Source organism: Microbulbifer sp. MKSA007 (assembly GCA_032615215.1).
In the GTDB taxonomy this organism is placed as follows: domain Bacteria; phylum Pseudomonadota; class Gammaproteobacteria; order Pseudomonadales; family Cellvibrionaceae; genus Microbulbifer.
This window is the reverse complement of sequence record CP128433.1, coordinates 412,644-439,133: the sequence shown is the minus strand read 5'-3', so window position 1 is coordinate 439,133 and position 26,490 is coordinate 412,644. Positions and strand designations below refer to the sequence as shown.

Annotated in this window: 20 protein-coding genes; 5 read left to right on the top strand and 15 right to left on the bottom strand. The window is 54.1% G+C overall.

What is annotated here, in order from left to right:
* Positions 1 to 11: 11 nt before the first annotated feature.
* The 3 genes from QT397_04640 to QT397_04630 are packed head-to-tail and all read right to left on the bottom strand — an operon-like array spanning position 12 to position 3,353.
* The gene (locus tag QT397_04640; protein WNZ56657.1) at positions 12 to 1,322 is read right to left on the bottom strand and encodes an N-acetylmuramoyl-L-alanine amidase; all 1,311 of its coding nucleotides are present in this window, start codon (positions 1,320 to 1,322) and stop codon (positions 12 to 14) included.
* 55 nt (positions 1,323 to 1,377) lie between these two features.
* A complete protein-coding gene (gene tsaE / locus QT397_04635) occupies positions 1,378 to 1,872 on the bottom strand; it encodes a tRNA (adenosine(37)-N6)-threonylcarbamoyltransferase complex ATPase subunit type 1 TsaE (GenBank protein WNZ56656.1) in 495 nt (164 codons plus the stop codon).
* Complete coding sequence (locus QT397_04630) at positions 1,872 to 3,353, bottom strand: NAD(P)H-hydrate dehydratase (GenBank protein ID WNZ56655.1); 1,482 nt, start codon at positions 3,351 to 3,353, stop codon at positions 1,872 to 1,874. Before QT397_04630 ends, tsaE begins: the two co-directional genes overlap by 1 nt.
* Positions 3,354 to 3,487: 134 nt before the next feature.
* Between QT397_04630 and queG the strand changes: the two genes are divergently transcribed.
* Positions 3,488 to 4,597, top strand: coding sequence for a tRNA epoxyqueuosine(34) reductase QueG (queG, locus tag QT397_04625; GenBank protein WNZ56654.1), 1,110 nt, complete (start codon positions 3,488 to 3,490; stop codon positions 4,595 to 4,597).
* A 13-nt stretch (positions 4,598 to 4,610) separates the two neighbouring features.
* Here queG and orn read toward each other — a convergent pair whose 3' ends face one another.
* On the bottom strand, positions 4,611 to 5,150 hold the full coding sequence (gene orn / locus QT397_04620) for an oligoribonuclease (GenBank protein WNZ56653.1): 540 nt from the start codon (positions 5,148 to 5,150) through the stop codon (positions 4,611 to 4,613).
* Between the two features lie 86 nt (positions 5,151 to 5,236).
* On the opposite strand from orn, the gene rsgA reads away from it, so the two are divergent.
* The 3 genes from rsgA to asd are packed head-to-tail and all read left to right on the top strand — an operon-like array spanning position 5,237 to position 7,957.
* Positions 5,237 to 6,277: a small ribosomal subunit biogenesis GTPase RsgA gene (gene rsgA, locus QT397_04615; GenBank protein ID WNZ56652.1), complete on the top strand. Its 1,041-nt coding sequence runs from the start codon at positions 5,237 to 5,239 to the stop codon at positions 6,275 to 6,277.
* Positions 6,274 to 7,068, top strand: a complete 795-nt coding sequence (locus tag QT397_04610; GenBank protein ID WNZ56651.1) for a rhodanese-like domain-containing protein — start codon at positions 6,274 to 6,276, stop codon at positions 7,066 to 7,068. The genes rsgA and QT397_04610 overlap by 4 nt, the downstream gene beginning before the upstream one ends.
* A gap of 25 nt (positions 7,069 to 7,093) precedes the next feature.
* A complete protein-coding gene (asd, locus tag QT397_04605) occupies positions 7,094 to 7,957 on the top strand; it encodes an archaetidylserine decarboxylase (protein ID WNZ56650.1) in 864 nt (287 codons plus the stop codon).
* A gap of 52 nt (positions 7,958 to 8,009) precedes the next feature.
* Here the strand turns inward: asd and QT397_04600 are convergent, their stop codons facing one another.
* The 11 genes from QT397_04600 to QT397_04550 form a co-directional block, all read right to left on the bottom strand.
* Positions 8,010 to 9,359 carry a DUF3391 domain-containing protein gene (locus QT397_04600; GenBank protein WNZ56649.1) on the bottom strand — a complete coding sequence of 450 codons (1,350 nt, stop codon included), beginning with the start codon at positions 9,357 to 9,359 and terminating at the stop codon, positions 8,010 to 8,012.
* Between the two features lie 170 nt (positions 9,360 to 9,529).
* Positions 9,530 to 10,609: a uroporphyrinogen decarboxylase gene (gene hemE / locus QT397_04595; protein WNZ56648.1), complete on the bottom strand. Its 1,080-nt coding sequence runs from the start codon at positions 10,607 to 10,609 to the stop codon at positions 9,530 to 9,532.
* Between the two features lie 160 nt (positions 10,610 to 10,769).
* Positions 10,770 to 12,188 carry an FAD-dependent oxidoreductase gene (locus tag QT397_04590; GenBank protein ID WNZ56647.1) on the bottom strand — a complete coding sequence of 473 codons (1,419 nt, stop codon included), beginning with the start codon at positions 12,186 to 12,188 and terminating at the stop codon, positions 10,770 to 10,772.
* A 20-nt stretch (positions 12,189 to 12,208) separates the two neighbouring features.
* Positions 12,209 to 16,657, bottom strand: coding sequence for a glutamate synthase large subunit (gltB, locus tag QT397_04585; protein ID WNZ56646.1), 4,449 nt, complete (start codon positions 16,655 to 16,657; stop codon positions 12,209 to 12,211).
* 340 nt (positions 16,658 to 16,997) lie between these two features.
* Entirely contained in the window at positions 16,998 to 18,083 is a 1,086-nt protein-coding gene (gene aroB / locus QT397_04580; protein ID WNZ56645.1) for a 3-dehydroquinate synthase, read from the bottom strand.
* Between the two features lie 67 nt (positions 18,084 to 18,150).
* Positions 18,151 to 18,672, bottom strand: coding sequence for a shikimate kinase AroK (gene aroK, locus QT397_04575; protein ID WNZ58495.1), 522 nt, complete (start codon positions 18,670 to 18,672; stop codon positions 18,151 to 18,153).
* Positions 18,672 to 20,849: a type IV pilus secretin PilQ gene (pilQ, locus tag QT397_04570; GenBank protein WNZ56644.1), complete on the bottom strand. Its 2,178-nt coding sequence runs from the start codon at positions 20,847 to 20,849 to the stop codon at positions 18,672 to 18,674. Before pilQ ends, aroK begins: the two co-directional genes overlap by 1 nt.
* Positions 20,849 to 21,379 carry a pilus assembly protein PilP gene (locus QT397_04565; GenBank protein WNZ56643.1) on the bottom strand — a complete coding sequence of 177 codons (531 nt, stop codon included), beginning with the start codon at positions 21,377 to 21,379 and terminating at the stop codon, positions 20,849 to 20,851. The genes pilQ and QT397_04565 overlap by 1 nt, the downstream gene beginning before the upstream one ends.
* Positions 21,376 to 21,993, bottom strand: a complete 618-nt coding sequence (gene pilO, locus QT397_04560; GenBank protein WNZ56642.1) for a type 4a pilus biogenesis protein PilO — start codon at positions 21,991 to 21,993, stop codon at positions 21,376 to 21,378. Before pilO ends, QT397_04565 begins: the two co-directional genes overlap by 4 nt.
* A gap of 11 nt (positions 21,994 to 22,004) precedes the next feature.
* Entirely contained in the window at positions 22,005 to 22,580 is a 576-nt protein-coding gene (locus tag QT397_04555) for a PilN domain-containing protein (protein WNZ56641.1), read from the bottom strand.
* Between the two features lies 1 nt (position 22,581).
* Positions 22,582 to 23,658 (bottom strand): pilus assembly protein PilM, encoded by a 1,077-nt coding sequence (locus QT397_04550; GenBank protein WNZ56640.1) that lies wholly within the window; start codon positions 23,656 to 23,658, stop codon positions 22,582 to 22,584.
* Between the two features lie 148 nt (positions 23,659 to 23,806).
* Here QT397_04550 and QT397_04545 point away from each other — a divergent pair, with 148 nt between their 5' ends.
* Positions 23,807 to 26,467, top strand: coding sequence for a penicillin-binding protein 1A (locus tag QT397_04545; GenBank protein WNZ56639.1), 2,661 nt, complete (start codon positions 23,807 to 23,809; stop codon positions 26,465 to 26,467).
* Positions 26,468 to 26,490 lie beyond the last annotated feature (23 nt).

Genomic DNA, 26,490 nt, shown 5'->3' with positions numbered 1-26,490 from the left:
ACACTGAGGTCTCAGCCGGAAGGAATGCTCAGGATCTGCCCCACTCGAATCACGGAGTTCTTGATGCCATTCGCTCTCATCAGGGCGGCGACGGAAATATTATATCGCGCCGCGATACCCGAAAGGGTCTCCCCGCGGGCAATAACGTGGTTGCGAGACTTATCGCTCTGGTTGGCGGCGAGCCAGGTATCCGCCGGGGGGCGACTCTTAAAGTGCGCCACTATACCGTCACTGAGCTTTTGCGCCAGCTTGCGCTGGAAACTGGGATCGCGCAGGCGTTTCGCTTCCTGGGGATTAGTAATAAAACCCGTCTCCACCAAAATTGAAGGCACATCCGGCGAACGCAGCACCGAGAAATTGGCCTGCTCCACCTGTTTTTTATGCAGGTGAGTGACGGTGCCAATCTGTGACAGCACACTGGCGCCGATATCCAGGCTGGCATTCATGGTGGCAGTCATGGAGAGGTCGAGCAATACGCCGGCAAGGGTGTCATCCTTATCGCCCAGGCTCAAACTGCCGGCACCACCGATAAGATCGGATTCGTTTTCCCGCGCGGCCAAAAAGCGGGCGGTTTCACTGGTTGCGCCTCGGGAAGAGACCGCATAGACCCCAGCGCCACGGGCATCTTTACGGGTAAAGGCATCGGCGTGGATCGACACAAAAAGGTCCGCACGCATATTGCGCCCAATTTTTACCCGTTCCCGCAGAGGAATATAGTAATCCCCGGTGCGCACCAGTTTGGCGGTAAAGCCCTTCTCACCGTTTATCTTTTTGTGCAGCTGTTTGGCAATCGCCAGCACCACATCCTTTTCCCGCAAGCGACCGGGACCGGAAGCCCCGGGGTCTTCCCCGCCGTGCCCTGCATCAATAGCGACAATGATATTGCGTTCACTACTGACCTGCTCCAGCGTCTTCTCGCTGCCTTTAACCTCGTCGTAAAGATCGATCACCAATCGATCCGGCAGGTTTTCATGGCGCCGCAAAGCAAAGCTGCGCGGATTGGCCTGCTGCTTAAGGTCCAATACAACCCGTAGATCTTTTTTATTCTGACGGGCGTGGCGCACCCGGGCGATCGGCGTCTTCTCCAGGTCCAACTTGTCCAGCTCGGCCTTCAACTCGGTATCAGAGAGGTCGACAACCACCCGGTGGGGACTCTTGAGGGTGAATAACTTGTGCTCTGCCGGGCCGCTCAAATCTAAAACCAGACGCGTATGGTCGGGTGCTCGCCAGACGCGCACACCTTCCACTTGCGTCGCAGAAGCTGGCAGGAAAACTGCCAGCCACAGCGCGACAACGAACAGAGACCGCCACATAAAACTCATTACTTCCCAGCCCCTTTGCTTATTGGTATCAGTATTTCCCTGTGTTCAGGCGTTTTCAGGATGCTCGCAGCAGCTTTTGCAGCAGGTCTATTACGCGCTCCCCCTGGGGCGAGTGCGCAATTAACCTGAGCTGGCGACCACTTTCCGGCACTTCCAACTCAACTTCCAAGTCTGGAGCGGGCAATATGCCCTCGCCCCGCTCAGGCCACTCTACAAGGCTCAAGCTCTGCGCAGAGAAATAATCCCGCACCCCCATAAACTCCAACTCTTCCGGGTCACCCAGACGATAAAGATCGAAGTGGTAAACCCGGTGAGCCTCGAGTTCGTAGGGTTCCACCAAGGTGTAGGTGGGGCTCTTTACCGCACCCTCGTGCCCAAAGGCCCTCAGTACCCCCCGACAAAAAGTTGTCTTTCCCGCGCCCAGCTGGCCATTTAAATACAGCGTCAGCCCCTGTTGCAGGCCCGCCGCAAGACAGGCCTGCCCGAGCGAGCTGCCGCCGGATACGGTGGCTGCTTCATCGGCCAAATGTAATTTCAATTCACTCGCCATCAATCTACCAAACGTCTAATCCAGGGCAATAAATCCGTAGCGAGTAATCCCCGCATACCCTCTTCGGCAGCGCGATTACCCGCCTCTCCATGTAACCACACCGCCAGTCGGGCAGCCTCCACCAGCGGCAAGTGCTGGCCAATCAATGCTGCAACAATACCGGTGAGAAGGTCTCCCATACCACCGGAAGCCATACCCGGGTTACCGCTGTTGATAAGGTCAACACCACCATCATGTGCAATCAGGGTGCCGGCGCCTTTTAATATCACCACGCCACTGAATTTTTGCTGAACTGCAATAGCAGCTGCGCGCGGATCGGCGAGCACCTCGGCGGTATCACAACCCAGGAGGCGGGCGGCCTCCCCCACATGTGGGGTCAACACCCAGTCATCCCGCCGGACCCCGGCCAGAACCCGGCCCTCGGCGAGAATATTCAATGCATCGGCATCTACGACCAAGGGCGCCTCAGCTCGGCCGGCTCGCGCCAGCAGCTGCTCACTCCAGGGGGAGCGTCCCAAACCGGGGCCCACTGCAATTACGCTGGGGCCTTCGAGCAGCGGTTCCAGCTCCTGCCCGGAAATCACCGGATGGGCCATCACTTCTGGACTGCGAGTTAACGCTGCGGACAAATGCTCAGGGCGGGTCGCCAGGGAAATCAGCCCGGCTCCACAGCGCGCTGAGGATTGCGCAGCCATCAATGCAGCACCGCCAAATCCGGTATCACCGCCGACAACCAAAATATGGCCAAACTGGTTTTTAAAGCTATCGGCGGCACGCGCTGGCAGGCGACGGATGGCATCAGCCTCGTAACGCATAGCCAAAGGCTCAACTGCTCGGTAGGCAGCCTCAGGTGCCCCCAAGCCTTCGAAAATTACCTCTCCGCAGAGCGCCGGGCCGCGACCGCAGTAGAGCCCCATTTTGCGGCCGATAAAAGTCACCGTTATATCGGCACTGACCGCCTCGCCGGCACTGCCGGTATCGGCACTCAGACCGGAGGGGATATCCACAGCCAACACCGGGCCAGGGCTTTTGCGGATTCGCTCAACCGCATGCGCCACGCCGGAGCGCAGCTCACCGCTAAAGCCCGTTCCCAGCAATGCATCCACAATCAGTGTATTGGCATCCGCCGTATCCAGTTCTGCGAGAGAGTTCACCACCTGGACACCTTCCCTGCAGGCGTACTCATAGGCCTCCCGGGCATCGCCCCTCAAGTGCTGAGGATCGGTACACGCATAGACGGTGACCGGGATTTTCTTTTGCGCGGCGAGGGCGGCAATCACATAGCCATCCCCACCGTTGTTCCCACCACCGCAGAAAACCTGGAGGCGGCCGATCTCCGGCCAGTGCCTGCGTAGATGTGAAAAAGCCGCGCGACCGGCGCGCTTCATCAGTTGAATGGAGGGGATTTCCAGTGCAGCAATCGTCTGTCGATCCAGCTCACGTACCGACTCGGCACTGTATAGAGGTTGAGGCGTGTCCATGCAGCTCCCGCGATGTGGTCAAGAATTCATCTGTGGCAAAATAGGCAATTACATCGCCATCGTTTGCGCCAACCGCAAAGTATACCGCCCCGGCCAGGCATTGTGCTTGCAGGGAATATCGAGCCGCTTTATCTATGACCGAATCACTGCTCGCCGACTTAGCCCAACAGATCAAAATTTGGGGCAGAGAACTGGGCTTCCAACAAGTGGGTATTACCGATTGCCAGCTGGAGGAGGAAGGGGAACGCCTGCGCGCCTGGATTGATGCGGGCTATCACGCTGATATGGACTGGATGGGCGCTCACGGTGAGAAACGCTGGCGCCCCGAATTATTGGAGCCGGGAACACTGCGGGTAATCAGCGTGCGTCTGGACTACCTGCCGCCGGACACCCAGCCGATTAAAGTGTTGAAGGATTCGAGTAAGGCCTATGTATCCCGCTATGCGAATGGCCGCGATTACCATAAGTTGATCCGCAAACGCCTGGCCAATCTATCAAAGCAAATTGATACCTATTGCGCCGAGCGGGGCATTGAATCGAAAGGTCGGGCTTTTACCGACAGCGCCCCGGTAATGGAGAAGGCCCTGGCAGCCAAGGCCGGCCTGGGCTGGATTGGTAAAAATACGCTGGTACTGAATTCGACCGCCGGCTCTTACTTTTTCCTCGGCGAAATCTACACCAACCTGCCACTCCCCATAGATATCAGCGAGGAGCATGATCAGTGTGGCGACTGTGTCGCCTGCCTCAGGGTTTGCCCCACCGATGCCTTTATCGATGACCGCACCCTGGATGCGCGGCGCTGCATCTCCTACCTCACTATTGAAAACAAAGGCCCAATCCCTGAGGAATTTCGCGAGCCCATCGGCAACCGGATATACGGCTGCGACGACTGCCAAATAGTGTGCCCTTGGAATAAATTCGCCAAACCCACCAAGGAAAAAGATTTTCATCCACGACATGGACTGGACAATGGCGAGCTGCTGAAGTTGTTTACCTGGAGCGAAGAGGAGTTCCTGCGCAAGACTGAGGGTTCGGCGATTCGCCGAATCGGCCACGAGCGCTGGCTGCGCAACCTGGCTGTTGCCTTAGGCAATGGGGAGGCCACGCCCGAAGTCATCGATACCCTGGAGAGTGCCCGCGCCGACGCCACGCCCCTGGTTCTGGAGCATATCGATTGGGCGCTGGAGCGGTTGCGCAGCGGGCGCAGGCGCAAGCGTAAAATCAAACGCAAGCCCGCTGGCTAATCAGGGGTGGTCGTCAGAGGCGGAAAAAAGTCTCGCGGTAGTGGCGTAATTCCTCGATAGAATCGCGGATATCGTCGAGCGCCAAATGGCTGCTGTGTTTTTTAACCCCGTCCAAAACCTCTGGGCGCCAGCGGCGAGCCAATTCCTTCACCGAGCTGACATCCAGGTTTCGGTAGTGGAAATAGGATTCCAACTCCGGCATATATTTCACCAGGAAGCGGCGGTCCTGGCCGATAGAGTTGCCACACATGGGAGATGCTCCCTCAGGGACCCAGTGTCGCAAGAACTCCAGGGTCTCCCTTTCCGCGTCCCTTTCGGAAATACTGGACTCTTTAACCCGCGTTACCAGCCCGGAACCACCGTGCTGTTCGGTATTCCATTCATCCATTGCATCTAGCAAGGCATCGCTCTGGTGGATGACCATTGAGGGACCCTCGGCGAGAATCTCCAGGCGTGAATCCGTCACGATTGTGGCAATTTCAATAATGCGCTCTTTGTCCGGATTCAGGCCTGTCATCTCCAGGTCAATCCAGATCAGGTTGTTCTGATCCACAACGGGTCTCCTCAAACTTTCCGCGCAAGTTACCGCAACTACCCTGCAATAGCTATAATCCGCCGCTAGTCTCCAGGTGCTAGTGCATGAGTAAACGCAAATTAAATCGCCGCCAACAGTGGCGTATCAACAAAATCCAGCAGGAACGCGAAGCCCGCGCCCGCAAGCGCGAGCAATCTGCCGAAGAGGCCCTGGAAGAGGGGCAACTGGGGCAGGAACAGATCGGCCTGGTTATCGCCAACTATGGCACACAGGTTTTAGTAGAGAGCGAGAGTGATCCGAGCCTGCGCCAGCGCTGCCATTTGCGCGCCAATATCGAAACCCTGGTGACCGGCGATCGCGTTGCCTGGCACCCTGCCAGTGAAGATAGCGACGGAGGCATTGGTGTTATCGGCGCGCGCCTGCCGCGCAATTCCGAGCTGCAAAGACCCGATCGCTACGGCGACCTGAAAACTGTCGCAGCCAATATCGATCGCATATTGATCGTTATCGCCCCTTATCCCGAACCTTTTGCCAATGCCATAGACCGCTACCTAGTAGCTGCAGAGACCACCGGCATAGCACCTATGCTGCTGCTCAACAAAACCGACCTGATCGATGAGCGCAATCGCGATTCATTGGAGGAGCTACTCGCCCCCTACCCGGGGCTCGGCTATCCGGTTTTACGGTTATCCACCAAAACTGGCGAAGGCCTGCCGGAGCTGCTGGAAACCCTTGCGCAGGGATGTAGCGTTTTTGTAGGGCAGTCCGGGGTGGGCAAATCATCCCTGGTCAACGCACTGCTTCCCAGTGCCGGCGCCCGCACCGGTGCCTTGTCAGAGGCCACACAGAAGGGGACTCACACCACCACAGCGGCGGAACTGTTTCACCTGCCCAGTGGGGGTGATCTGATAGACTCCCCCGGTATTCGCGAATTTGGACTCTGGCATATGGAGGAGGCCGCCCTATTGGAAGGTTTTGTCGAATTCCGACCATTTATCGGGCACTGCCGCTTTCGCGACTGCCGCCACCAGGGCGAACCCGGTTGCGCTATCCATAAGGCACTGACCGATGGAAAAATTAGCGAGCGCCGCATGAATAGTTTTCTGCATTTGCGCAACAGCCTGGAATCGGAGAACAAGTTTTGAAACTGATCATCGAAGCTGAAGAACTCGCGACTCAGCTTGAGCGCGAAGAACTGCTTATTGTAGACCTCAGCTCACCCCACAATTATCTCAACGGCCATATTCCAGGGGCTGTTCACTTGCCGTTCCAGGCGCTGATGGCTGGCACCGCCCCCGCACCGGGCAAACTTCCCGGTATCGAACAGCTGACCCAGATTTTTCAAGCTATCGGCTTAAAGCCGGAACAACATGTGGTCGCCTGTGACGACGAAGGCGGCGGTTGGGCTGGGCGCTTTTTGTGGACCTTGGAAATGATAGGCCACCGCAATTACAGCTACTTGAATGGTGGCATGTTGGCCTGGCGAGGCGCCGGCCTTCCTCTCATTACCGAGGCACCGGATATTGAGCCGAGTGATATTCAAGTCACCGTCAACAACGCAGCTGCGATGGACGCCCAGCAAATCCAGGATCAACTGGGCAATGATGAATTCCTTGTTTGGGATGCTCGCTCACCCCAGGAATATCGCGGTGAGCGGGTCCTGGCCATGAAGGGCGGTCATATCCCTGGAGCAATCAATTGCGAGTGGACCCAATTGATGGATCCGCAAAAAGACTTGCGTATTCGTGCGGATGCCCGTGAATTCCTCGCTGCACTGGGAATTGATAGCTCACACAAGATTGTCACCCACTGCCAGAGCCATCACCGCTCCGCTTTTACCTGGTTAGTGGGCAAGTCCCTGGGATTGGATATTCGCGCTTATCCAGGCTCCTGGAGTGAGTGGGGCAATTTGCCCAATACTCCGGTACAGCAGTAGATACATTGAGAAAAGACGTAGATTTATGAACCCTAAACTTTTTGCCGCCCTGCAATACCTAACGCCGCAACATGCACTCTCCCGCGCTGCCGGCTGGTTGGCGAATACAGAGCTCAAGTGGATCAAAGATCCTTTCACCCGCTGGTTTGTTGAGAAGTACGGTGTAGATATGCAGGAGGCCAAAGAGAGCGACTGTACTGCCTACCGCACCTTCAATAAATTCTTTACCCGCGAGCTGGTAGACGGAGCCCGCCCCATTATTGAAGGGCAACACACCCTCGCCAGCCCTGCCGACGGCGCCATCAGCCAGCTGGGCCAGATCCATAACGGCCGTATTTTCCAGGCTAAAGGTCACGACTACAGCCTGGTTGAACTGGTGGGCGGTGATCCCAAGGTAGCGGCGCAATTTAATGACGGGCACTTCGCCACCGTGTATCTGTCACCGAAGGATTATCACCGTGTGCATATGCCCATGGCCGGCACCCTGCGCAGCATGACCTATGTGCCCGGACAACTCTTCTCTGTAAATACGGTAACTGCAGAAAACGTTCCGCGCCTGTTCGCGCGCAACGAGCGCCTAGTCTGCGTATTCGATACGGAAGCGGGCCCTATGGCAATGATCCTGGTGGGTGCAATGATTGTCGCCGGTATCGAAACCGTTTGGGCCGGACAAGTCGCTCCTATCCAGCGCAAAGTCATCAACACAGATTATCTGGATAAGGCACCCATCCACTTGGAGAAAGGTGAGGAGATGGGACGCTTTAAGCTGGGCTCTACCGTCATTATGCTATTTGGCGCAGACCAAGTGAGCTGGCTCGACCAACTTGAGGCCGAGTCGCCCGTGCGCATGGGTGAGCATTTCGGCAATTTATTATCCGGCAAGGACTGATATTAATAAGAGACCGCGGCAGTTTTCACTGCCGCTTCGGGAAAGAGAGCGCTTATTTGGTCAGACGCGTCAGCAGCTGCCCCAGTCGGCCACCGCGGAATAAATAATTGTCGCGAATATTCGCCGCATCCACCTGGGGGTAAGCTCCGGGTTCTATATCCCTGAGGATACTGATCTTTTCCTCGACACTCATCTTGCCACGCTCGATAAGCTTCTGTTCTCGATCCTCAACTTCAGCCAAGTCACACAGGCGAGGCCTGCTGAGCGTTTGTTTTTGCCCATCGAGAACGATCATTACCTTTGGTCGCAAGCGCCGGTCGTAGGTCTGTTCCACCACCACGCCGACTTCTCCGGTGGACAACTCCACCTGAGTACCCGTGGGATAGAGGCCAATAGCCTGAATGAACTCCACTACCAACTGTTCCTGGTAGGCGATACCTCTCAGGTCATACAACTTGGCAACTGCCCGGGATGGCGCTACCGGCTCACTGGAACCTCTTGGATTAGTGGCTTCATCATAGAAAGTCACTATTCCGCACATGCGCGCCAACACTGAAATCCTGTCACCGCGCAAGCCCTCAGGGTAACCACTACCATCGTGGCGCTCGCAGTGGGCACTAATGACTTCGATAACCTTCGGATCTATTTGTGGGTCTGCCGACAGCATCTTGACGCTGTGCTGCACAAACTTTCGATACTCCAATTCACTGCGCGGGTCGCGCTGCTTCATCTGCAGCACTTCCCCGTCGATAGCCAGCTTGCCTACATCCTTCAGCAGAGTAGCCACCCCGAGCTTTAGTAAATCACTGCGTGAAAGACCGATATGGCGGCCGAATAGCACCGCCCAAATACTGGCACGCACCGAGTGACTGTAGGTGTGCTCATCCTTATCTCGCACACGAGCCAGCCAGGCAAACGCATCGGGACTGCGCAGCACACTTTCTACTAAATCCTCAACGACTTGGTTGACCTGCTGCACCGGTATGGGCCTGTTGTTGGAGACAAGCCCCATTACCTCATTCATACCATAGAGGATCTGGCCGTGGAGCTTGCGCGCATTACTGGCTTCCCGTTGCGCCGGCTGCGGGGGGTATTTTTTATGGGAAACAGTGACAGGTTTGCAGGGGATAGTGACCGCTGTGCGGCCGGAAGCACGGCCCTTTGCGGAAGTGTCGCTGCCCCCGAGTAATCGGCGCAGGGTAACTCCGGCACTGCCGACAGTTTTGTGTATATCGACATAAACAAACCGGCAGTATTTCTGTAGCTGCCGAATTTCTTCCAAATCGCGGATATAAAAACCCTGCAGCGCAAATGGAGTGCGTGTCCAAGGCCTGTCGAGCTTGGAGACAAACATGCCGCGCTGTAAATCACCGACAGAAATTTTTGCTTGTTCGATTGCCACTGGGGAAGGTGCCGACAACTGTAGTTAACGCTAAAACGCTGCCCTGAAAGACCCCGTGGCGTAAGATCCTCGGTCCTCTGGGCAAGCTCACCTTTATATCATGGAGAGATATTAAGGTTCACCCGCCCAAAGTGAGACTGTATTCACAGACTCAGAGATCAGTGGCCAGTTTAGGCGTGATATTGGGCTGACAGTTCTACCACAGCTTCAATCATGGCTCCGGCATGTTTGGGGTCTACCTTCGGGGTAATTCCGTGACCTAAATTGAAAACGTGGCCACTACCTTGACCAAAAGACTTCAAAACAGCCGCCACTTCTGTGCGAATTCGTTCGGGACTCGCGTAGAGAACAGCTGGATCCAAGTTGCCTTGCAGGGCCACCTTGTCTCCCACTCGGGCGCGGGCACTGCCAATGTCTGTAGTCCAATCCAAGCCCAGGGCGTCAGCGCCAGTATCAGCCATTGCTTCCAACCACTGACCGCCTCCCTTAGTGAACAGGATGGCCGGCACTCGACGACCGTCGACTTCTTTAATCAGCCCCTGGAGAATTCTCTGCATATATTTCAGGGAGAATTCACGGTAAGCACTGTGGCTGAGTGCCCCGCCCCAGGTATCAAAGATCTGTACGGCCTGGGCACCAGCGCGAATCTGGGCGTTCAGGTAATCGGTAACAGAGTCGGCCAGCACCGTGAGTAACTGGTGCATCAGCTCAGGGCGGTTGTAGAGCATTTCCTTACAGCGGGCAAAATCCTTGCTGGAGCCACCTTCAACCATATAAGTCGCCAACGTCCAGGGGCTGCCGGAGAAGCCGATAAGTGGCACGCGACCATTCAACTCGCGGCGAATGGTGGACACCGCATTCATCACATAGTCCAAATCCTTTTCGCTGTTCACCACTTCCAGGGCTTCGATATCAGCCGCCGTTCGCAGGGGCTTGTGGAACTTGGGGCCCTCTCCTTCAGAGAAATAGAGACCCAGGCCCATGGCATCGGGAATAGTCAGGATGTCGGAAAACAGAATAGCGGCGTCCAGCGGGTAGCGCTCCAGAGGTTGCAGCGTTACCTCACAGGCCAGCTCAGTATTGCGGCACAGATCCATAAAGCTGCCAGCTTCGGCGCGGCTGGCTCGATATTCCGGCAGGTAGCGCCCCGCCTGTCGCATCATCCACACGGGCGTTCGATCCACTGGCTGGCGCAGAAGGGCGCGAAGAAAGCGGTCGTTTTTCAATTCGGACGGTTTGGTATCAGACATAGGCACACCGAGCGGGCTAAAAAAACGGGCATTGTACAGGGGCTTGGCCGCTATACACAGGGTGGCAAAGATATTGCGAGGTGCCTATTGGGACTGGCACAAATGTGCACGGAATAATTGGGCAGTGAGGGACCGTGCCCCCACTGCAAATCAGAAACGATTAAATATCCAGGTAATCGAGGATACCTTCACCGGCCTGGCGCCCTTCCCAGATAGCGGTCACTACCAGGTCGGAGCCGCGCACCATATCACCGCCGGCAAACACCTTCTCATTGGAGGTCTGGAATTTGTATTTTTGTTTTTCTGGAGCGACGACACCACCCCAGTCGGCAACTTCAATATTGTGCTGTGGAAACCACTCTGCCGGGCTGGGACGGAAGCCAAAGGCCACCAGAACGATATCCGCCGGGATAATTTCTTCAGAACCGGGCACCACCTGAGGGCGACGGCGGCCGTTTTCATCGGGCTCACCGAGCTCCGTAGTGACCACTTTAACCCCGGCCACCTTGCCATCCCCAACGATCTCAACCGGCTGGCGATTGAACAGGAACTGTACGCCCTCTTCCTTGGCATTGGCCACTTCCCGACGCGAGCCAGGCATATTTTCCTCATCGCGGCGGTAGGCACAGGTTACGCTCTTAGCGCCCAATCGAATCGAGCTGCGGTTACAGTCCATGGCGGTATCACCACCACCGAGAACCACCACGCGCTTGCCCTCAACCGAAACAAATTCGGAAGCATCGCGCTCCCAGCCCATATTGCGATTTACGTTGGCAATCAGGAATGGCAAAGCATCGTGAACACCGGGCAAATCTTCACCGGGGAAGCCACCTCTCATGTAGTTGTAAGTGCCCATCCCCATAAAGACAGCATCGTAGTCATTGAGCAGCTGCTCAAAACTGATGTCCTTACCCACCTCAGTATTGAGACAGAACTCAACGCCCATCTCAGTAAACACTTCCCGGCGCTGCTGCATTACCGACTTCTCCAGCTTGAACTCGGGAATACCAAAGGTAATCAGGCCGCCAATTTCCGGGTGCTTGTCGAACACCACCGGCTGCACGCCGTTGCGCACCAAAATATCAGCGCAGCCCAGACCCGCCGGGCCGGCACCAATCACCGCCACTCGCTTGCCCGTTTTCTCAACATGACTTAAGTCTGGACGCCAACCCAGGGCGAAGGCTGTATCGGTAATGTACTTTTCCGCATTGCCTATGGTGACCGCACCAAAGCCATCATTGAGGGTACATGCGCCCTCACAGAGACGGTCCTGGGGACAAACCCGACCACAGACCTCCGGCAAAGTATTGGTTTCGTGGCAGAGTTCAGCAGCCTCAATAACATTGCCCTCACTGATCAGCTTCAACCAGTTGGGGATGTAGTTGTGTACCGGGCACTTCCATTCGCAATAGGGGTTGCCACAATCCAGGCAGCGGTGCGCCTGGCTGGCCACCTGCCGCTCACTGAAAGGCTCATAAATTTCAACAAACTCGCCGGTGCGGGTGATGATGTCCTTCTTCGGCGGATCGATGCGACTTACGTCGATAAACTGGAAGTCGTTGTTCAGTCTGTCTTTCATACTGTTTCTCCACCCCGCCTTTATTCGCCGCGCTTGCGCACGTCGGAAAGAAGATCTGCAAGGCTCGCCGCCTTTGGTTTAACCAGCCAGAAACGGCTCAAGTAATCATCGAAGTTATCCAACAACTCGGCGCCCCAGGCGCTCTGGGTCTCCGTCGCATACTCCTCGATAACTTCGCGCAGGTGACTCTGGTGTGGCTCGAGAATTTCGCTGCTGATTCGGCGCAGCTCGATCAACTCATGGTTGCAGCGATCAAAGAAATCCCGCTCCATATCCAGGACATAGGCGAAGCCACCGGTCATACCGGCGCCGAAGTTAAATCCGGTGCGCCCGAGAACCGCGACCATACCCCCGGTCATATATTCACAGCAGTGATCTCCAGCCCCTTCGACTACCGCAAAGGCACCGGAGTTGCGCACGGCGAAGCGCTCACCGGCACAGCCCGCCGCAAATAACTTGCCGCCAGTGGCACCGTAGAGACAGGTATTGCCAACAATACTGGTTTCCTGGGAGGCGAATGAGCTACCTTGCGGCGGTCGTATAACCAGCTTGCCGCCGGCCATGCCCTTACCCACATAGTCGTTGGCATCGCCATCCAGATACATATCCAAACCACCGGCATTCCACACACCGAATGACTGGCCGGCGACCCCTTTGAGGCGCAGTTTCACCGGAGCTTCAACCATGCCCTGGTTACCGTAGCGCTTGGCGATCTCACCAGACAGGCGCGCCCCCAGGGATCGGTCACAGTTGGTCACGTCGTAGCTGAACTCGCCACCTTTAAAGCCTTCGATGGTAGGCAGGATATCCGCCACCATCCGCTCCGCCAGTTCACCCTTATCCCAGGGATCATTCGTCGCGGACTGACAGGTTTGCGGCTTGCTGTCCAACAGCTCATCCGTATGCAACAGAGGCGCGAGATCCAGCTTTTTCTGCTTGTCAGTTTCGCCATCCAGCACGCGCAGTAAGTCCACACGCCCCACCAACTCTTCTAGGCTGCGCACCCCGAGCTTGGCCATCCACTCGCGGGTCTCCTCGGCGACAAAACGGAAGAAGTTCATCGCCATTTCTGCGGTGCCGATATAGTGCTCATCACGCAGGTCCTTCTTCTGGGTGGCGATACCGGTGGCACAGTTATTCAAGTGACAGATGCGCAGATACTTACAGCCGATCGCCACCATGGGTGCCGTTCCAAAGCCGAAGCTCTCGGCACCGAGAATTGCCGCCTTGATCACATCGAGGCCGGTTTTCAGACCGCCATCAGTTTGTACCCGAACCTTGCCGCGCAGATCATTGGCACGCAGGGTCTGGTGGGTTTCCGCCAATCCCAGCTCCCAGGGCGACCCGGCATAGCGAATCGAGGTGATTGGGCTGGCTGCTGTGCCGCCGTCGTAGCCGGAGATGGTGATCAAATCCGCATAGGCTTTGGCAACACCCGCAGCAATGGTGCCAACCCCGGGCCGCGATACCAGTTTTACCGAGACCAAGGCATCGGGATTGACCTGTTTGAGGTCGTAGATCAGCTGCGCCAAGTCTTCGATGGAATAGATATCGTGATGCGGCGGCGGGGAAATCAGGGTCACACCGGGCACCGAATAGCGAAGCCGCGCGATCAGTTCGTTGACCTTGCCACCGGGCAGCTGACCGCCTTCACCGGGCTTGGCGCCCTGGGCTACCTTAATTTGCAATACCTCGGCATTTACCAGGTAGTGCGGTGTTACGCCAAAACGACCGGAGGCAATTTGCTTAATCTTGGAGACTTTATCAGTGCCAAAACGGGCAGGATCTTCACCGCCCTCGCCACTGTTTGAACGCCCACCCAGGCGATTCATCGCTTGAGCCAGGGATTCATGGGCTTCGGGGGACAGGGCCCCCAGGGACATGGCCGCCGTATCAAAGCGACGTAAAATCTGCTCTGCCGGCTCCACATCTTCCAGAGCTACCGGTTCGATGTTCTCCTTGAAGTCCAGCATATCCCGCAATGTCGCCACCGGGCGCTGGTTAACCAGCTCCGCGTAGTCCTGCCACGCGGCATAGTCACCGGTGCTGGCAGCGCGCCGCAGGGTAGTCACCACATCCGGGTTAAAAGCGTGATACTCCTGGCCGTAGACAAACTTGTGCAGGCCGCCGGGGGAAACAGGTTTGCGGGCTTTCCAGGCAATTTCAGAGCGGGCCGCCATATCGGCTTGCAGCTCGGGGAAGCCGGCACCTTCAATGCGAGTGGGCGCTCCGGGGAAACACAGGTCCACCACATCCCTGGAAATACCCACCAGCTCGAACAGCAGTGCGCCGCGATAAGAGGCAACGGTGGAAATGCCCATCTTGGACAGGATCTTTAACAGGCCCTTGATAATGCCGTTGCGGTAATTTTTCTGCGCCTCAGCGGCATCCAGCAGCAATTCACCGGTATCGATCAGGTGATTGATAATGCTGTAGGAGAAATACGGGTGTACTGCGGTGGCACCGACACCAACCAAACAGGCCAACTGATGTGCATCGCGGGCGCTGGCGGTATCCACCACAACATTGGAGTCACAGCGCAAGCCCGCATGTACCAGGTGGTGGTGCACCGCGCCCGTCGCCAGCAGTGCATCGATTGGCAAGTGCCCCTCGCGAATATCGCGATCGGACAGTACTACAATCACAGCCCCCGCCCGCACTGAGGCCTCAACTTTGGCGCAGAGCTGTTCAATCGCCGACTTGAGGTCCTGTTCAGCGGGTTCGTAGTTCAGGTCGAAGATCTCCGCTTCGAAGCCCGGGCGATCAAGGGATAAGAGTGCCGTGTACTTCATATGGGAAAGTACTGGCGACGACAGGATTACCCGGTCCGCGTGCTCGGGAGTTTCCTCAAATACTGATTTCTCTCGACCCAGGCAGGTTTCCAGGGACATCACCACAGTTTCCCGCAGGGGGTCAATTGGCGGGTTGGTTACCTGGGCAAACTGCTGGCGGAAGTAGTCGTAGAGCGAGCGGTTGTAGCGGGACAAAACCGCCATCGGCGTATCATCGCCCATTGAACCGACCGCTTCCTGCCCCGCCTCAGCCATGGGCCGGACGACTTTATCGCGCTCTTCCAGGGAGGAACTGAACAGCTTTTGGTAGACCTTGAATTGCTGGTGGGAGAAGTTGTTGTCCACCGGCGCAGTAACCAGAGTAGAGCGGATACGGCGTGCTTTATCCTTGAGCCAGCGCTTATAGGGCTGTGCCCGCTTGAGCATATTATCGATGTCAGCGGTGTGGTAGAGCTTGCCCTCTTGGGTGTCCACCGACAGCATCTGCCCCGGTCCGAGGCGGCCCTTAGCTACAACATCTTCAGGGGCATAGTCGTACACGCCCACTTCGGAGGCCACAGTGATCAGGTCATCCTTGGTAATCACCCAGCGGGAGGGGCGCAAGCCGTTGCGGTCCAGGGTACACACTGCGTAGCGGCCATCGGTCATCACCAATCCAGCCGGCCCATCCCAGGGCTCCATATGCATGGAAATATATTCGTAAAAGGCGCGCAGGTCCGCATCCATTCCTTCAACATTTTGCCAGGCCGGTGGCACTAGCATGCGCACGGCCCGGTGCAGCTCCATGCCACCCGCCAGCAGCATCTCCAGCATGTTATCCAGGCTGGAGGAGTCGGAACCCTCACGGTTAACCAGGGGCACCAGCTCATTCAGCTCTGGAATCAGCTCAGTGGCAAATTTACTGGTGCGGGCAACAGACCAGTTGCGGTTGCCGGTAATAGTGTTGATCTCACCATTGTGCGCCAGCAGGCGGAATGGCTGGGCCAGGGGCCAGCGGGGCATGGTGTTGGTAGAGAAGCGCTGGTGGAAAACACAGATCGCGGTTTCCAGGCGCGGGTCGGCCAGTTCTGGGAAAAACTTGGGCAGATCAGCCGGAATCATCAGGCCTTTGTAGGAGAGAACACTGGTTGAAAGGCTGGCGATATAGACTTCACTACTTAAGCGCAACTCGGCTTTGCGACGGGCCACATAGAGACGGGCATTGAATTTCGCCTCGCCGAGGGGCTCGTCTGCATTGTTGATCAGCAACTGCTCAAAGTGTGGCAGGCAATCCCGGGCAATAGGGCCCAGGCATTCCGGGTTAGTCGGTACGGTGCGCCAGCCGACGGTCTTTAGGCCCTGAGCTTGCAACTCAGTTTCGAGAATTTTGCGGGCTTTATCGGCTTCGGCTTGATCTAGTGGGAGCATAATTGATCCCACTGCGTAGGTTGCTGTCAGCTCAGCACCAAACAGGGTCTTGGCTTCTGCGCGGAGGAAAGCATCCGGCTTTTGCAGCAAAAGACCGCAACCATCACCGGTTTTACCATCGGCGGCAATACCACCCCGGTGGGTCATGCAAGTGAGGGATTCAATGGCCGTCTGCACTAACTTGTGACTTGCCACACCGTGCAAATGAGCGATCAGACCAAAACCGCAGTTGTCCTTAAACTCATCCAACTGATACAGACTGCTACCCATAGAATTCCTCGTCGCTATCGATTGGGGGACCACCGGCGCTTAAAAAAAGAAGTGCCTGTTATGGGCGAATGTCACTTTAAGCTTCGCGCTACGCTCTCCTGCGGTCCCTTGGAAAAAGATCCCGAGATAAAAAAAGCCCTCTGCTGGGGCTTTTTTGTTGTTATTGGCGGTTTTTTGCCCCGCCTTTCCTTTCGGGGGGCGCAATATTACTTGTCCAACACTACATTTTCAACTTTTAGCAGTGTATTAGTCTGTCAAATCAAATAAAACCAAACTTATCTTCTAGCAGATAACCTTTCTGGTACTCAGTCCTATTATTTAGACAATAAGAGCAGGGTTATCACTCAGCACCACAGTTTTTCAGTGCATTTATAATCATTTTTCTGGGGGTATCATCGACAATAATTGCTTCTCCCAGTGCCTTTAGCAGCACCAAACGCAATTTTCCGTCCAGCACCTTCTTATCCACCTGCATTACTTGGAGGAATTCATCGGTTATCATGCCCTGCGGTGCCTGCTGCGGCAAATCAGCCGCCTCTAGCATCGCTCGCAACCGTTCCACCAGCTCTGCATCGATATCTCCGCGCAACCTGGATAACTCCAGCGCCATAACCATTCCGGCGGCAACGGCCTCACCATGTAACCAACTGCCATACCCCTGCACTGCCTCAATGGCGTGGCCGAAGGTATGGCCAAGATTCAGTATCGCCCTACGACCACTCTCGCGCTCATCACTGGCAACAACATTCGCCTTGTCGGCGCAGCAGCGCTCAATAGCGTAAGCCAGTGCATCGGGCTCCCGAGTTAATAACTTTTGTAAATTCTCTTCGATCCATTCGAAGAATGGGCTGTCACAGATCAATCCGTATTTAATGACCTCGGCGAGGCCTGCGGAAAATTCACGTGCAGGCAATGTGGCAAGGGTATCGGTATCCGCAAGGACAAGGCGGGGCTGGTGGAAGGCGCCAATCATATTTTTACCAAGGGGATGGTTAACGCCGGTCTTTCCCCCAACAGAGGAGTCAACCAAAGACAGCAGGGTAGTCGGTACCTGGATAAAGTTAACCCCGCGCTGATAACAGGCTGCAGCAAAACCGCACATATCTCCAACGACACCACCACCCAACGCGATTAGTGTCGTAGTGCGGTTGTGACGCTTTTCCAGCAGCACATCAAAAATTCGATTTACTGTGTCGAGTGACTTGAAAGCTTCACCATCGGGAAGTTCGACAACATCCACTTTATCGAGCCCTTTTAGCCCTTCCAATAATGTCGCCAAATAAAGAGGAGCAATAGTTTCATTGGTAACAATGCAAACTTGCCGGCCTTTAATGTAAGGGAGGATATATTGCGCGTCACCGAGCAAACCTGAACCAATAATTATCGGATAACTACGCTCGCCGAGTTCTACGTTAAGGCTTTGCATACTGCTCTCAATCCCCTAGTGCTTATCTCAACAAAAGTGAGACGCACTTTAGCACAGACGCTTGGGACTAATCGGACAGCAGGCTGCCTAAGTGTTCTGCGACCAGGAGGGATGCTTGCTTGGGGGAGAGGTCATTGGTGTCGCAAATAATATCTGCAACCTCACGATACAGAGGCTCGCGTTCCTGCAAAATTTCCGCAATACGCTGACGGGGGTTGGGTACACGAAGCAACGGGCGATTGGTATTCTTTGAAGTGCGCTCCAGAAGCTGATCGATATTGGCCTGCAAATAAACTACATGGCCATATTTTTGTAGCTGGCGTCGATTCTCCTCGAGCAAAACTATTCCGCCACCGGTACCAATAACCTGGCACTCACCCTGGCAGAGCTCTTCCAATATTTCAGTCTCACGACGGCGAAATCCGGCTTCGCCTTCCACATCAAAAATCCAGGGAATATCCGCACCAGTGCGCTCTTCCAGCACTTTGTCGGTATCGGCAAAAGGCAGCTGCAATTGAGCTGCCAACAACCTGCCGATAGTAGACTTGCCGGCCCCCATGGGGCCGACCAGGAAAATAGAGCGGGTGATCACTTAGAGTAGAAAGCCTCATCTTCAAGAATACGCGGTGTGATAAACATCAGGATCTCACGTTTATCGTCCGTGCGTATAGTCTGTTTGAACAAGTTACCGATATAAGGAATATCACCCAGTAAGGGAACCTTGGTTTCACTCTCTACAGCGGTACCTTCAAAAATACCACCTAGAACAATTGTTTCACCATTGCGTACCAATACTTTGGTCGCCAAGGTGTTGATATTAATAGAAGGGACCTGGCCATCACCCACACTTACATACTCACCCACACTATTCTGCTCAATATTTAGAGACATAATAATGTTATTGTCTGGAGTAATTTGAGGGGTCACATTCAACTCCAATACCGCCTCTCGGAAGGTAATAGAAGCAGCTCCAGAAGAAGTGGTTTCCTGATAAGGAATCTCGACACCAGATTGTATCGTGGCTTCCTGTTTATCGCCGGTAACAACTTTTGGCTGGGAAACAACTTCTGCGAGTCCACTATCCTCTAAGGCGGATAATTCCAAGCCAAGGAAGAAGTTATCCTTCAAAATATGATAGGCAAGACTACCGGCTGGGTTAGTGACTCCAAGATCAACCAACATTGGGTCAAATTCAGTACTTAGCTCTGCCAGGGAAGTGTCTTCTTCCAACCAGTTACTCGCCGAGGTTAGGCCATAAGTACCATCACCAATTTCGGTAAGATCAGCATAATCCCACTGAACACCTAGTTCTTTCTGGAAGTCACTAGTAGCAGTTACAATTCGCGCCTCGATCATCACTTGCCGGATCGGGATATCAATTGCCTCAATTAATGCTCTAAACTGTACAATTTTATCTTCAGTATCCGTCAAGATAATTGTATTAGTGCGTTCATCCACAATTGCACTACCACGGGCAGAAAGCATTGTAGGAGTGTTTGAGTTTCCACTACTACCACCTCCCGCAAATCCACCTTGGCCAGCACCTCCGCTCTGTCCCCCAGAGAAGAGTTCAAACAACTCCCCTGCGTCAGCGTAGCGGACACTAATGTATTCCGTTCGCAGCGGAGCCAATTCCTCTAACTGCTTTCGGGTTTCAAGCTCCTGGCGCTCTCGTTCAGCGATCTCAGCCGCTGGCGCAACCATAATGACACTGCCTTCCTGGCGCTTATCCAAGCCTTTAGCCTTAAGAATAAGGGCTAATGCTTGGTCCCAAGGTACACCATCTAATCGAAGTGTAATACGACCTTCAACAGTATCACTGGCCACTAAATTAAGGTCGGTAAAGTCGGCAATTACCTGCAATACTGAGCGAACTTCGATATCCTGAAAATTGAGCGAAAGCTTCTTACCATCAAACTGAAACTCTTTCTCTTTTTCACGAATTTCTTGAGCAGAGAGCGGCTTAACACTTAATACATATTCGGTGTCCGCCTGATATGCCAAGTAATCGTACTCAACATCGCTTGGATCAACTGAAATAACAGTGTTGCGCCCATCATAATCTACAGTAATTGAGCTAACAGGAGTCGCGAAATCTGTAACATCCAGCCTTTGGCGTAAAGACTCGGGCAGTTCAGCCCCAAGGAAAGTCAAATAGATTTTTCCGTTTGTACGCTCAACATCAATATTTACTGCAGGGTCTGTGAGACTGACTATTACCTTGCCTTCACCCTCTTCACCACGGCGAAAATCAACATTATTTACAGCCACACTCCCTGACGCTCGGAACTGTTTGTCACCGCCCAAGCTCATGCCAGCGTCATGTTGCGGAGCCGCAGCAACACTAGCTTCACCTTCAGAAGAATCTGCTCCTATCTCCATTACCAGCTGATTACCTTGACGCTCACTAGAGTACACTGGTAATTCATCTAGATTAACAATAAGGCGTGTGCGGTCTTCGCTGGACACAATGACAGCACTCCGCGCGGCTCCAATGCCTAGAGAGTATTTCTTTTGCGGAAGCACACTTTCTACTCCAGCAAAATCTAAAACTATTCGCGCGGGTTGCTCTATTGTGTAACCCGTTGGTTCTGGAGGTGTATCACTGAAGGTAAGACGAAGCTGAACCCGACTACCAGGCAGCTCAGCAAATTGAATGTCATTGAGCTGGCTTACCTGAGCATTCGACGCTATTGGAAATAACAACAAACCCAGCAGCATCAGCTGGAATCGAGTCATTAAAAAGGCGAACTGTTTATTGTTCATTATCCGTTGTCCCTCTCTTCCAACGCCAGAGCCCGCGGCCGTTCAATCCAGCCTCCGGTGCCATCCGGTATAATTTCTAAAATATCGAGCTGTGCATCAGTGGCATTCACTACTCGGCCATGATTTTTTCCGAGATAATTGCCAACAGTTATGCGATGAATTCCGCCTGCGCCATCGTCTATCAGAGCCCAAATCTGTCCATCACGCGACAAGCTACCAACCATAGATAGCACATCAATATTAACGCCCTCCAGTAGCTCTCGCTGACGAGTTAAATCTGGAGCAACATCTAACCTGCGTCCCACTATACGCTGTTCGGACTCAAGAACTGGCTTGGTAAAGGGGCTTCGCTGGGCAGTGGCAACATAAACATAGGGGCTGTAAGGAGTAAATGTCGGTATCGGCTCAATTTGACCTTTCGGCCTACGTTCCACTTCAGCCATTCGCTTACGCAACTCACTGTGATCTGAGTTTAATTCACACCCGACAATTGATAGCAGAGCAACTGCAACCGAGAGGTACTTAATCATCCCTCTTCACCTTGATCTTTATAGCGATAGGTCTTGGCGTTAATTGTCATACTGAGCAAACCGCCTTCTTTATCATTTACTATCTTAAAATCATGCAAAGTCACTATTCGGGGCATACCAGCAATACCACTCACAAAAGCACCAAATTCATGATACCCACCTTTAACGAATATCTGGATCGGTAACTCTACGTAAAATTCACCAACCCGCTCCTGTTGCAAGTCAATATCACTTATCGTTAAGCCACTTCCCCGTCCATACTCATCAATATCTTCGAGTAAACCAGGAACTTCGGTGTCTTTGGGTAGCTGCTTAAGCAATGCACCAAAAGTTTGATTCATTTCCTCTAATTGAGCCCTATAGGCCTCTAGGTTGTGGGCCTGCTCTTGCTTCACTTCAAACTGCGAAAACAGCTGCTGCTCTTTACTCTCAGCCAGCTCAAGCTGCTGATATCGATCACTAATTAAAAAGTGATAACCAAGTCCAACAATGATTGCCGAAATAACAACCAGCAGGGCTATGCGCCCAGGTAAGGGCCAAATTCCCATACGGGAAAAATCGATATCATTGAGGTCAAGCTCATTGATCTGCTTCAGCGTATCTGCCAGTGCCATGGTGCGGTCCCTTATTTTTTTGCAGCGCCTTGGTCATCTTCCTGCTTTCTACCTGTGACATTAACCGTCAACTCGAAAGCACTCGCTTGTTCGCCATGTCGCGGACTAGCAGTAACCCCTGCTAAAGCTGGAGACTCGTACCAATCAGATTGATCCAGATTTCGCATAAAAGAAGAAACCCGATTATTAGATTCTGCCACACCTGACAGGGATAACTTATTGCCCACTCGCTCCATAGAGCTGAGCCACACACCTTCAGGCGTAGCCTGAACTAACTCATCAAAGTAACGCACAGCAAGCGGCCTGTTACCCTGTAACTCCTGGATCACCCGCATACGATCAATCAATTCCTGCCGGCGTTTTTTCAGGTTTTTAATTTCTTTTACCTGGATGTCCAACTCACTTATCCTGTTTTTCAGGATTTGATTGCCGTCATTTTGATAGATTATTTGCTTATCAACTGTTTTCATCCAGCCAAAAACGGCGGCAGCCACAGCAAAAATAACGACTACCATTATTTGCTGAAATTCTTTTTGCTTTTGTGCACGATATTCCTGACGCCAAGGCAGAAGGTTAATCTTTGCCATATCAGTAGTCCTTCTCCCTCATCGCCAACCCTGTGGCAATCATTAGTGAAGGGGCTTCATTTGCCAAAGCCTGGCGATTAACCCGTGAAGACACACTCATTTTGTGAAATGGATTAGCAATCAATGTCGGTCGACCCAGCTTTTCACTAACAAGTTCACCAATTCCTTCCATCGCCGCAACTCCACCGCCGAGAAGGATATGGTCCACATCACTATATGAGGTAGAGGAATAAAAGAATTGCAAAGAACGGGTTACCTGTTGAACTACCGCGTCTCTGAAAGGCTCCAACACTTCAGCAAAATAGTCATCTGGTAAGCCACTACCTCCCTGGCGTTTCGCCAGAGTAGCTTCTTCTACTGAGAGCCCATAGCGACGCTGTATCTCGTCGGTGAGCTGACGCCCCCCAAAGAGTTGTTCGCGGGTATACACTGTTTTGCCATCCACAAGAACTGACAGGGCACTCATCGTCGCTCCGATATCAATAACGGCTACGACTAGTTGCTCTTGAGGAGGGAGCTGATCTTCCAGCAATGTGTAAGTTCGCTCTATTGCGTAAGCCTCAACATCCACCACACCGGGTTCCAGTTCGGCCTCACCCAACGCAGAGATCCGCTGTTCAATGTTTTCTGTGCGGCAAGCTGCAAGCAGGACCTCCATTTGACCTTCCCCCTTCTCGGAAGGCCCCTGCACCTCAAAGTCCAGGCTGACTTCTTCAAGCGGATAGGGAATATACTGGTCAGCCTCGATTGCGATCTGGGCTTCCAATGCTTCCTCAGTGAGGTCCGCCGGCATTTCGAGGGTCTTGGTGATCACCGCTGATCCAGACACAGCAACGGCAGCTTCGCGTAAGCGCGTCTTGGAACGTCGTACAACTTTGCGAATAGCCTCAGCCGTCGCCCCCACATCATTGATATTCTTATCAACTACAGCATTGGGTGGGAGAGGTTCCACGGCGTAACTTTCGACACGATATTTGTCGCCGTTGCGACTTAGCTCCAGCAACTTGACCGCAGTAGAGCTAATATCGAGTCCCAACATGGCCTTGGGGCCTTTGCTCAGAAAAGGGAAAATTCCCATTTTTTCTTATCTTTTCCGTGGGTTATGAGGGTTTGATGTTATAGCACTTTAAATTAACGCTTCAACCTGCATTTGCATAGGTAATAGCGCACAATATTCGTATAATTATTCACCTAATCACTTTGATGAAGTACACAGAAGCAGTTTCATGACCGTAAAAGCCCGCAATCGTCTGCTCGCACTGCTTTGGCTCGGCCTTGCCGGTGTAGCCGCTACAGCAATGGCCCTGGCCAGTATCTATCTCTACCTCAAACCGGGGTTGCCCTCGGTCGAGAGCCTCCGCGATATCCGCTTACAGACCCCTCTGAGGGTCTACTCACGGGATATGAAACTGATCGGTGAGTTTGGTGAAAAGCGGCGCAACCCTATCACGATCGAGCAAACGCCAGAACCCTTTATCAAAGCGATTCTCGCCGCCGAAGATGCAAGCTTTTACTCCCACAATGGTGTTTCCATCAAAGGTTTGATGCGGGCGGCCTCGCAGCTGATTAAGACCGGCTCTATCCAGTCTGGTGGTAGTACACTGACAATGCAGGTGGCGCGCAACTTCTTTCTCAGCCGGGAACAGCGTTTTGTGCGCAAGTTCAATGAAATTTTACTATCGCTGCAAATCGAGCAGGAGCTGACCAAAGACGAGATCCTCGCCCTATACATCAATAAAATCTTCCTCGGAAACCGCGCCTACGGTTTCCAGGCTGCAGCTCAGGTGTATTACGGCAAAGATATCAAGGACCTCAATCTGGCCCAGTGGGCTATGATGGCGGGGCTTCCCAAAGCGCCATCGACCTTCAACCCTCTCGCCAACCCCTCCCGAGCCCTGGTACGCCGCAACTGGATCCTGATGCGGATGCTCGACCTTGGCTATATCAATCAGGATCAATATAACCAATCTATTACTGCGCCAGTAACAGCCAGCTATCACAGCCGCGACCTCGACCTGGATGCACCCTATATCGCCGAGATGGCACGGAAGGAGGCAGTAGACCTCTTTGGCGACAACGCTTATACCGACGGCTACCAGGTCATAACAACGGTAGACAGTCGCCTGCAAGAGTCGGCTCGCAATGCGCTTCAGCACGGTCTGGAAACCTATGATGCGCGCCACGGCTATCGCGGCCCAGAACAGCGTCTTGCACCGGAATTGCTGCAAGATAGCGACCAGCTTATCGATTTACTCAACGAGATTCCGATTCTCGGCGGTCTGGAACCCGGCGTTGTCACTGCGGTAGAACCCAAGAAACTTCAGGTTCAACTGAGAGATCGGCGCGTAATTGAATTGCCTTGGAGCAATGGACTCAGTTCTATCAGGCCCTATATTTCTGAGAGCGCCCGGGGCGCACGCCTTCAGTCCGCTGAAAAAATGTTTGCTCCCGGAGATGTCATTCGATTACGCAAGGTCGTTAAGGAAAAGAAAGAGAGCAACTCCAGTAGCGAGATGATCGCCACCGCTGTAGATGAGCCCCTTCAGGCCGATCCGTTTGCGGATCCCGAGAGCGGTGATACCAAGCCTGCTGAACCCCAGGTGACTGAAGAGTGGGTTCTAGCCCAGGTCCCGGAAGCACAGGGCGCCCTGGTATCTATTGAGCCCGAAGATGGGGCTATCCGCGCCCTTGTCGGTGGTTACGACTTCCGCCAGAGCCACTTCAATCGGGCCACTCAGGCTGCCCGGCAACCCGGCTCCAGTTTCAAGCCCTTTATTTACGCCTCGGCGATCGAGCGCGGATATACAGCGGCCAGCATTATCAATGATGCCCCGATTATCTTTGAGGAAACCAACCTGCAAGATGTATGGCGGCCTGAAAATGACGGGGGGACCTTCCTCGGCCCAACTCGCCTGCGTATGGCTTTGTACAAGTCCCGCAATATGGTCTCAATCCGGTTGCTGCAATCCCTAGGACTGGACTACGCCCTAGGCTTTGTCGAAGGCTTTGGGTTTGAGCGCAGCAAGCTTGCCCGCAACCTGACCATTGCTCTGGGTAGCTCCGCTCTCACGCCCCTGGAGATGGTGCGAGGCTATGCCGCCTTCGCCAATGGTGGCTACCGAGTGGAGCCCTACCTGGTTGAGCGGGTATTGGATGTTAATGGCGAAGTCCTGTATCAGGCACTGCCTCTCACTGTGTGCGATAACTGTCCCGAGCCGGGCACAGGCTCTGAAACCCTGTCCGCTGAACCCGTCGATCTCGCGGAATTACAACTGGAAGGACAAGGGGTCGATCAAGGTGAAGAGCCAGCGGAACTACACGTACTGCCCGTTGGCCCCCTCGACCCGAGCAAGAGCCAAGCGCGCCCTCGCGCTCCGCGAGCCATGTCCGCAGAGACGGCATACATAATGGATTCGATGCTTAAAGATGTTATCAAAAAGGGCACCGGGCGCCGCGCTCTGGCGATGAAGCGCGGTGATATTGCCGGAAAGACCGGTACCACCAATGGTCCACGGGATGCGTGGTTCTCGGGTTATAGCCCCTACCTGGCAACCAGTGCCTGGGTTGGCTTCGATTCCTATGGTGAACTGGGTAAAAATGAATACGGTGGCTCAGCCGCCCTGCCTATCTGGATCGATTTTATGAGCAGTGCCCTCGAAGGTCTTCCCGAGCGCCACCTGGCTCAACCAGATGGCATAGTTACGGTACGCATCAACCCTCAAAATGGCTTGCGCACCTCTTACGGGGGCATGTTTGAGATATTCAGGACCAACCGGGTGCCCGGCCGCGAGGTATATAACCCATATCGCAATCGCTACACCGATGAAGATATGGATATGCCCAGCCAGGATGGCCGGGAGGATTCTTTACCGGAAGAGCTGTTCTAAGCGAACAGCTCAATCAAAAAAGG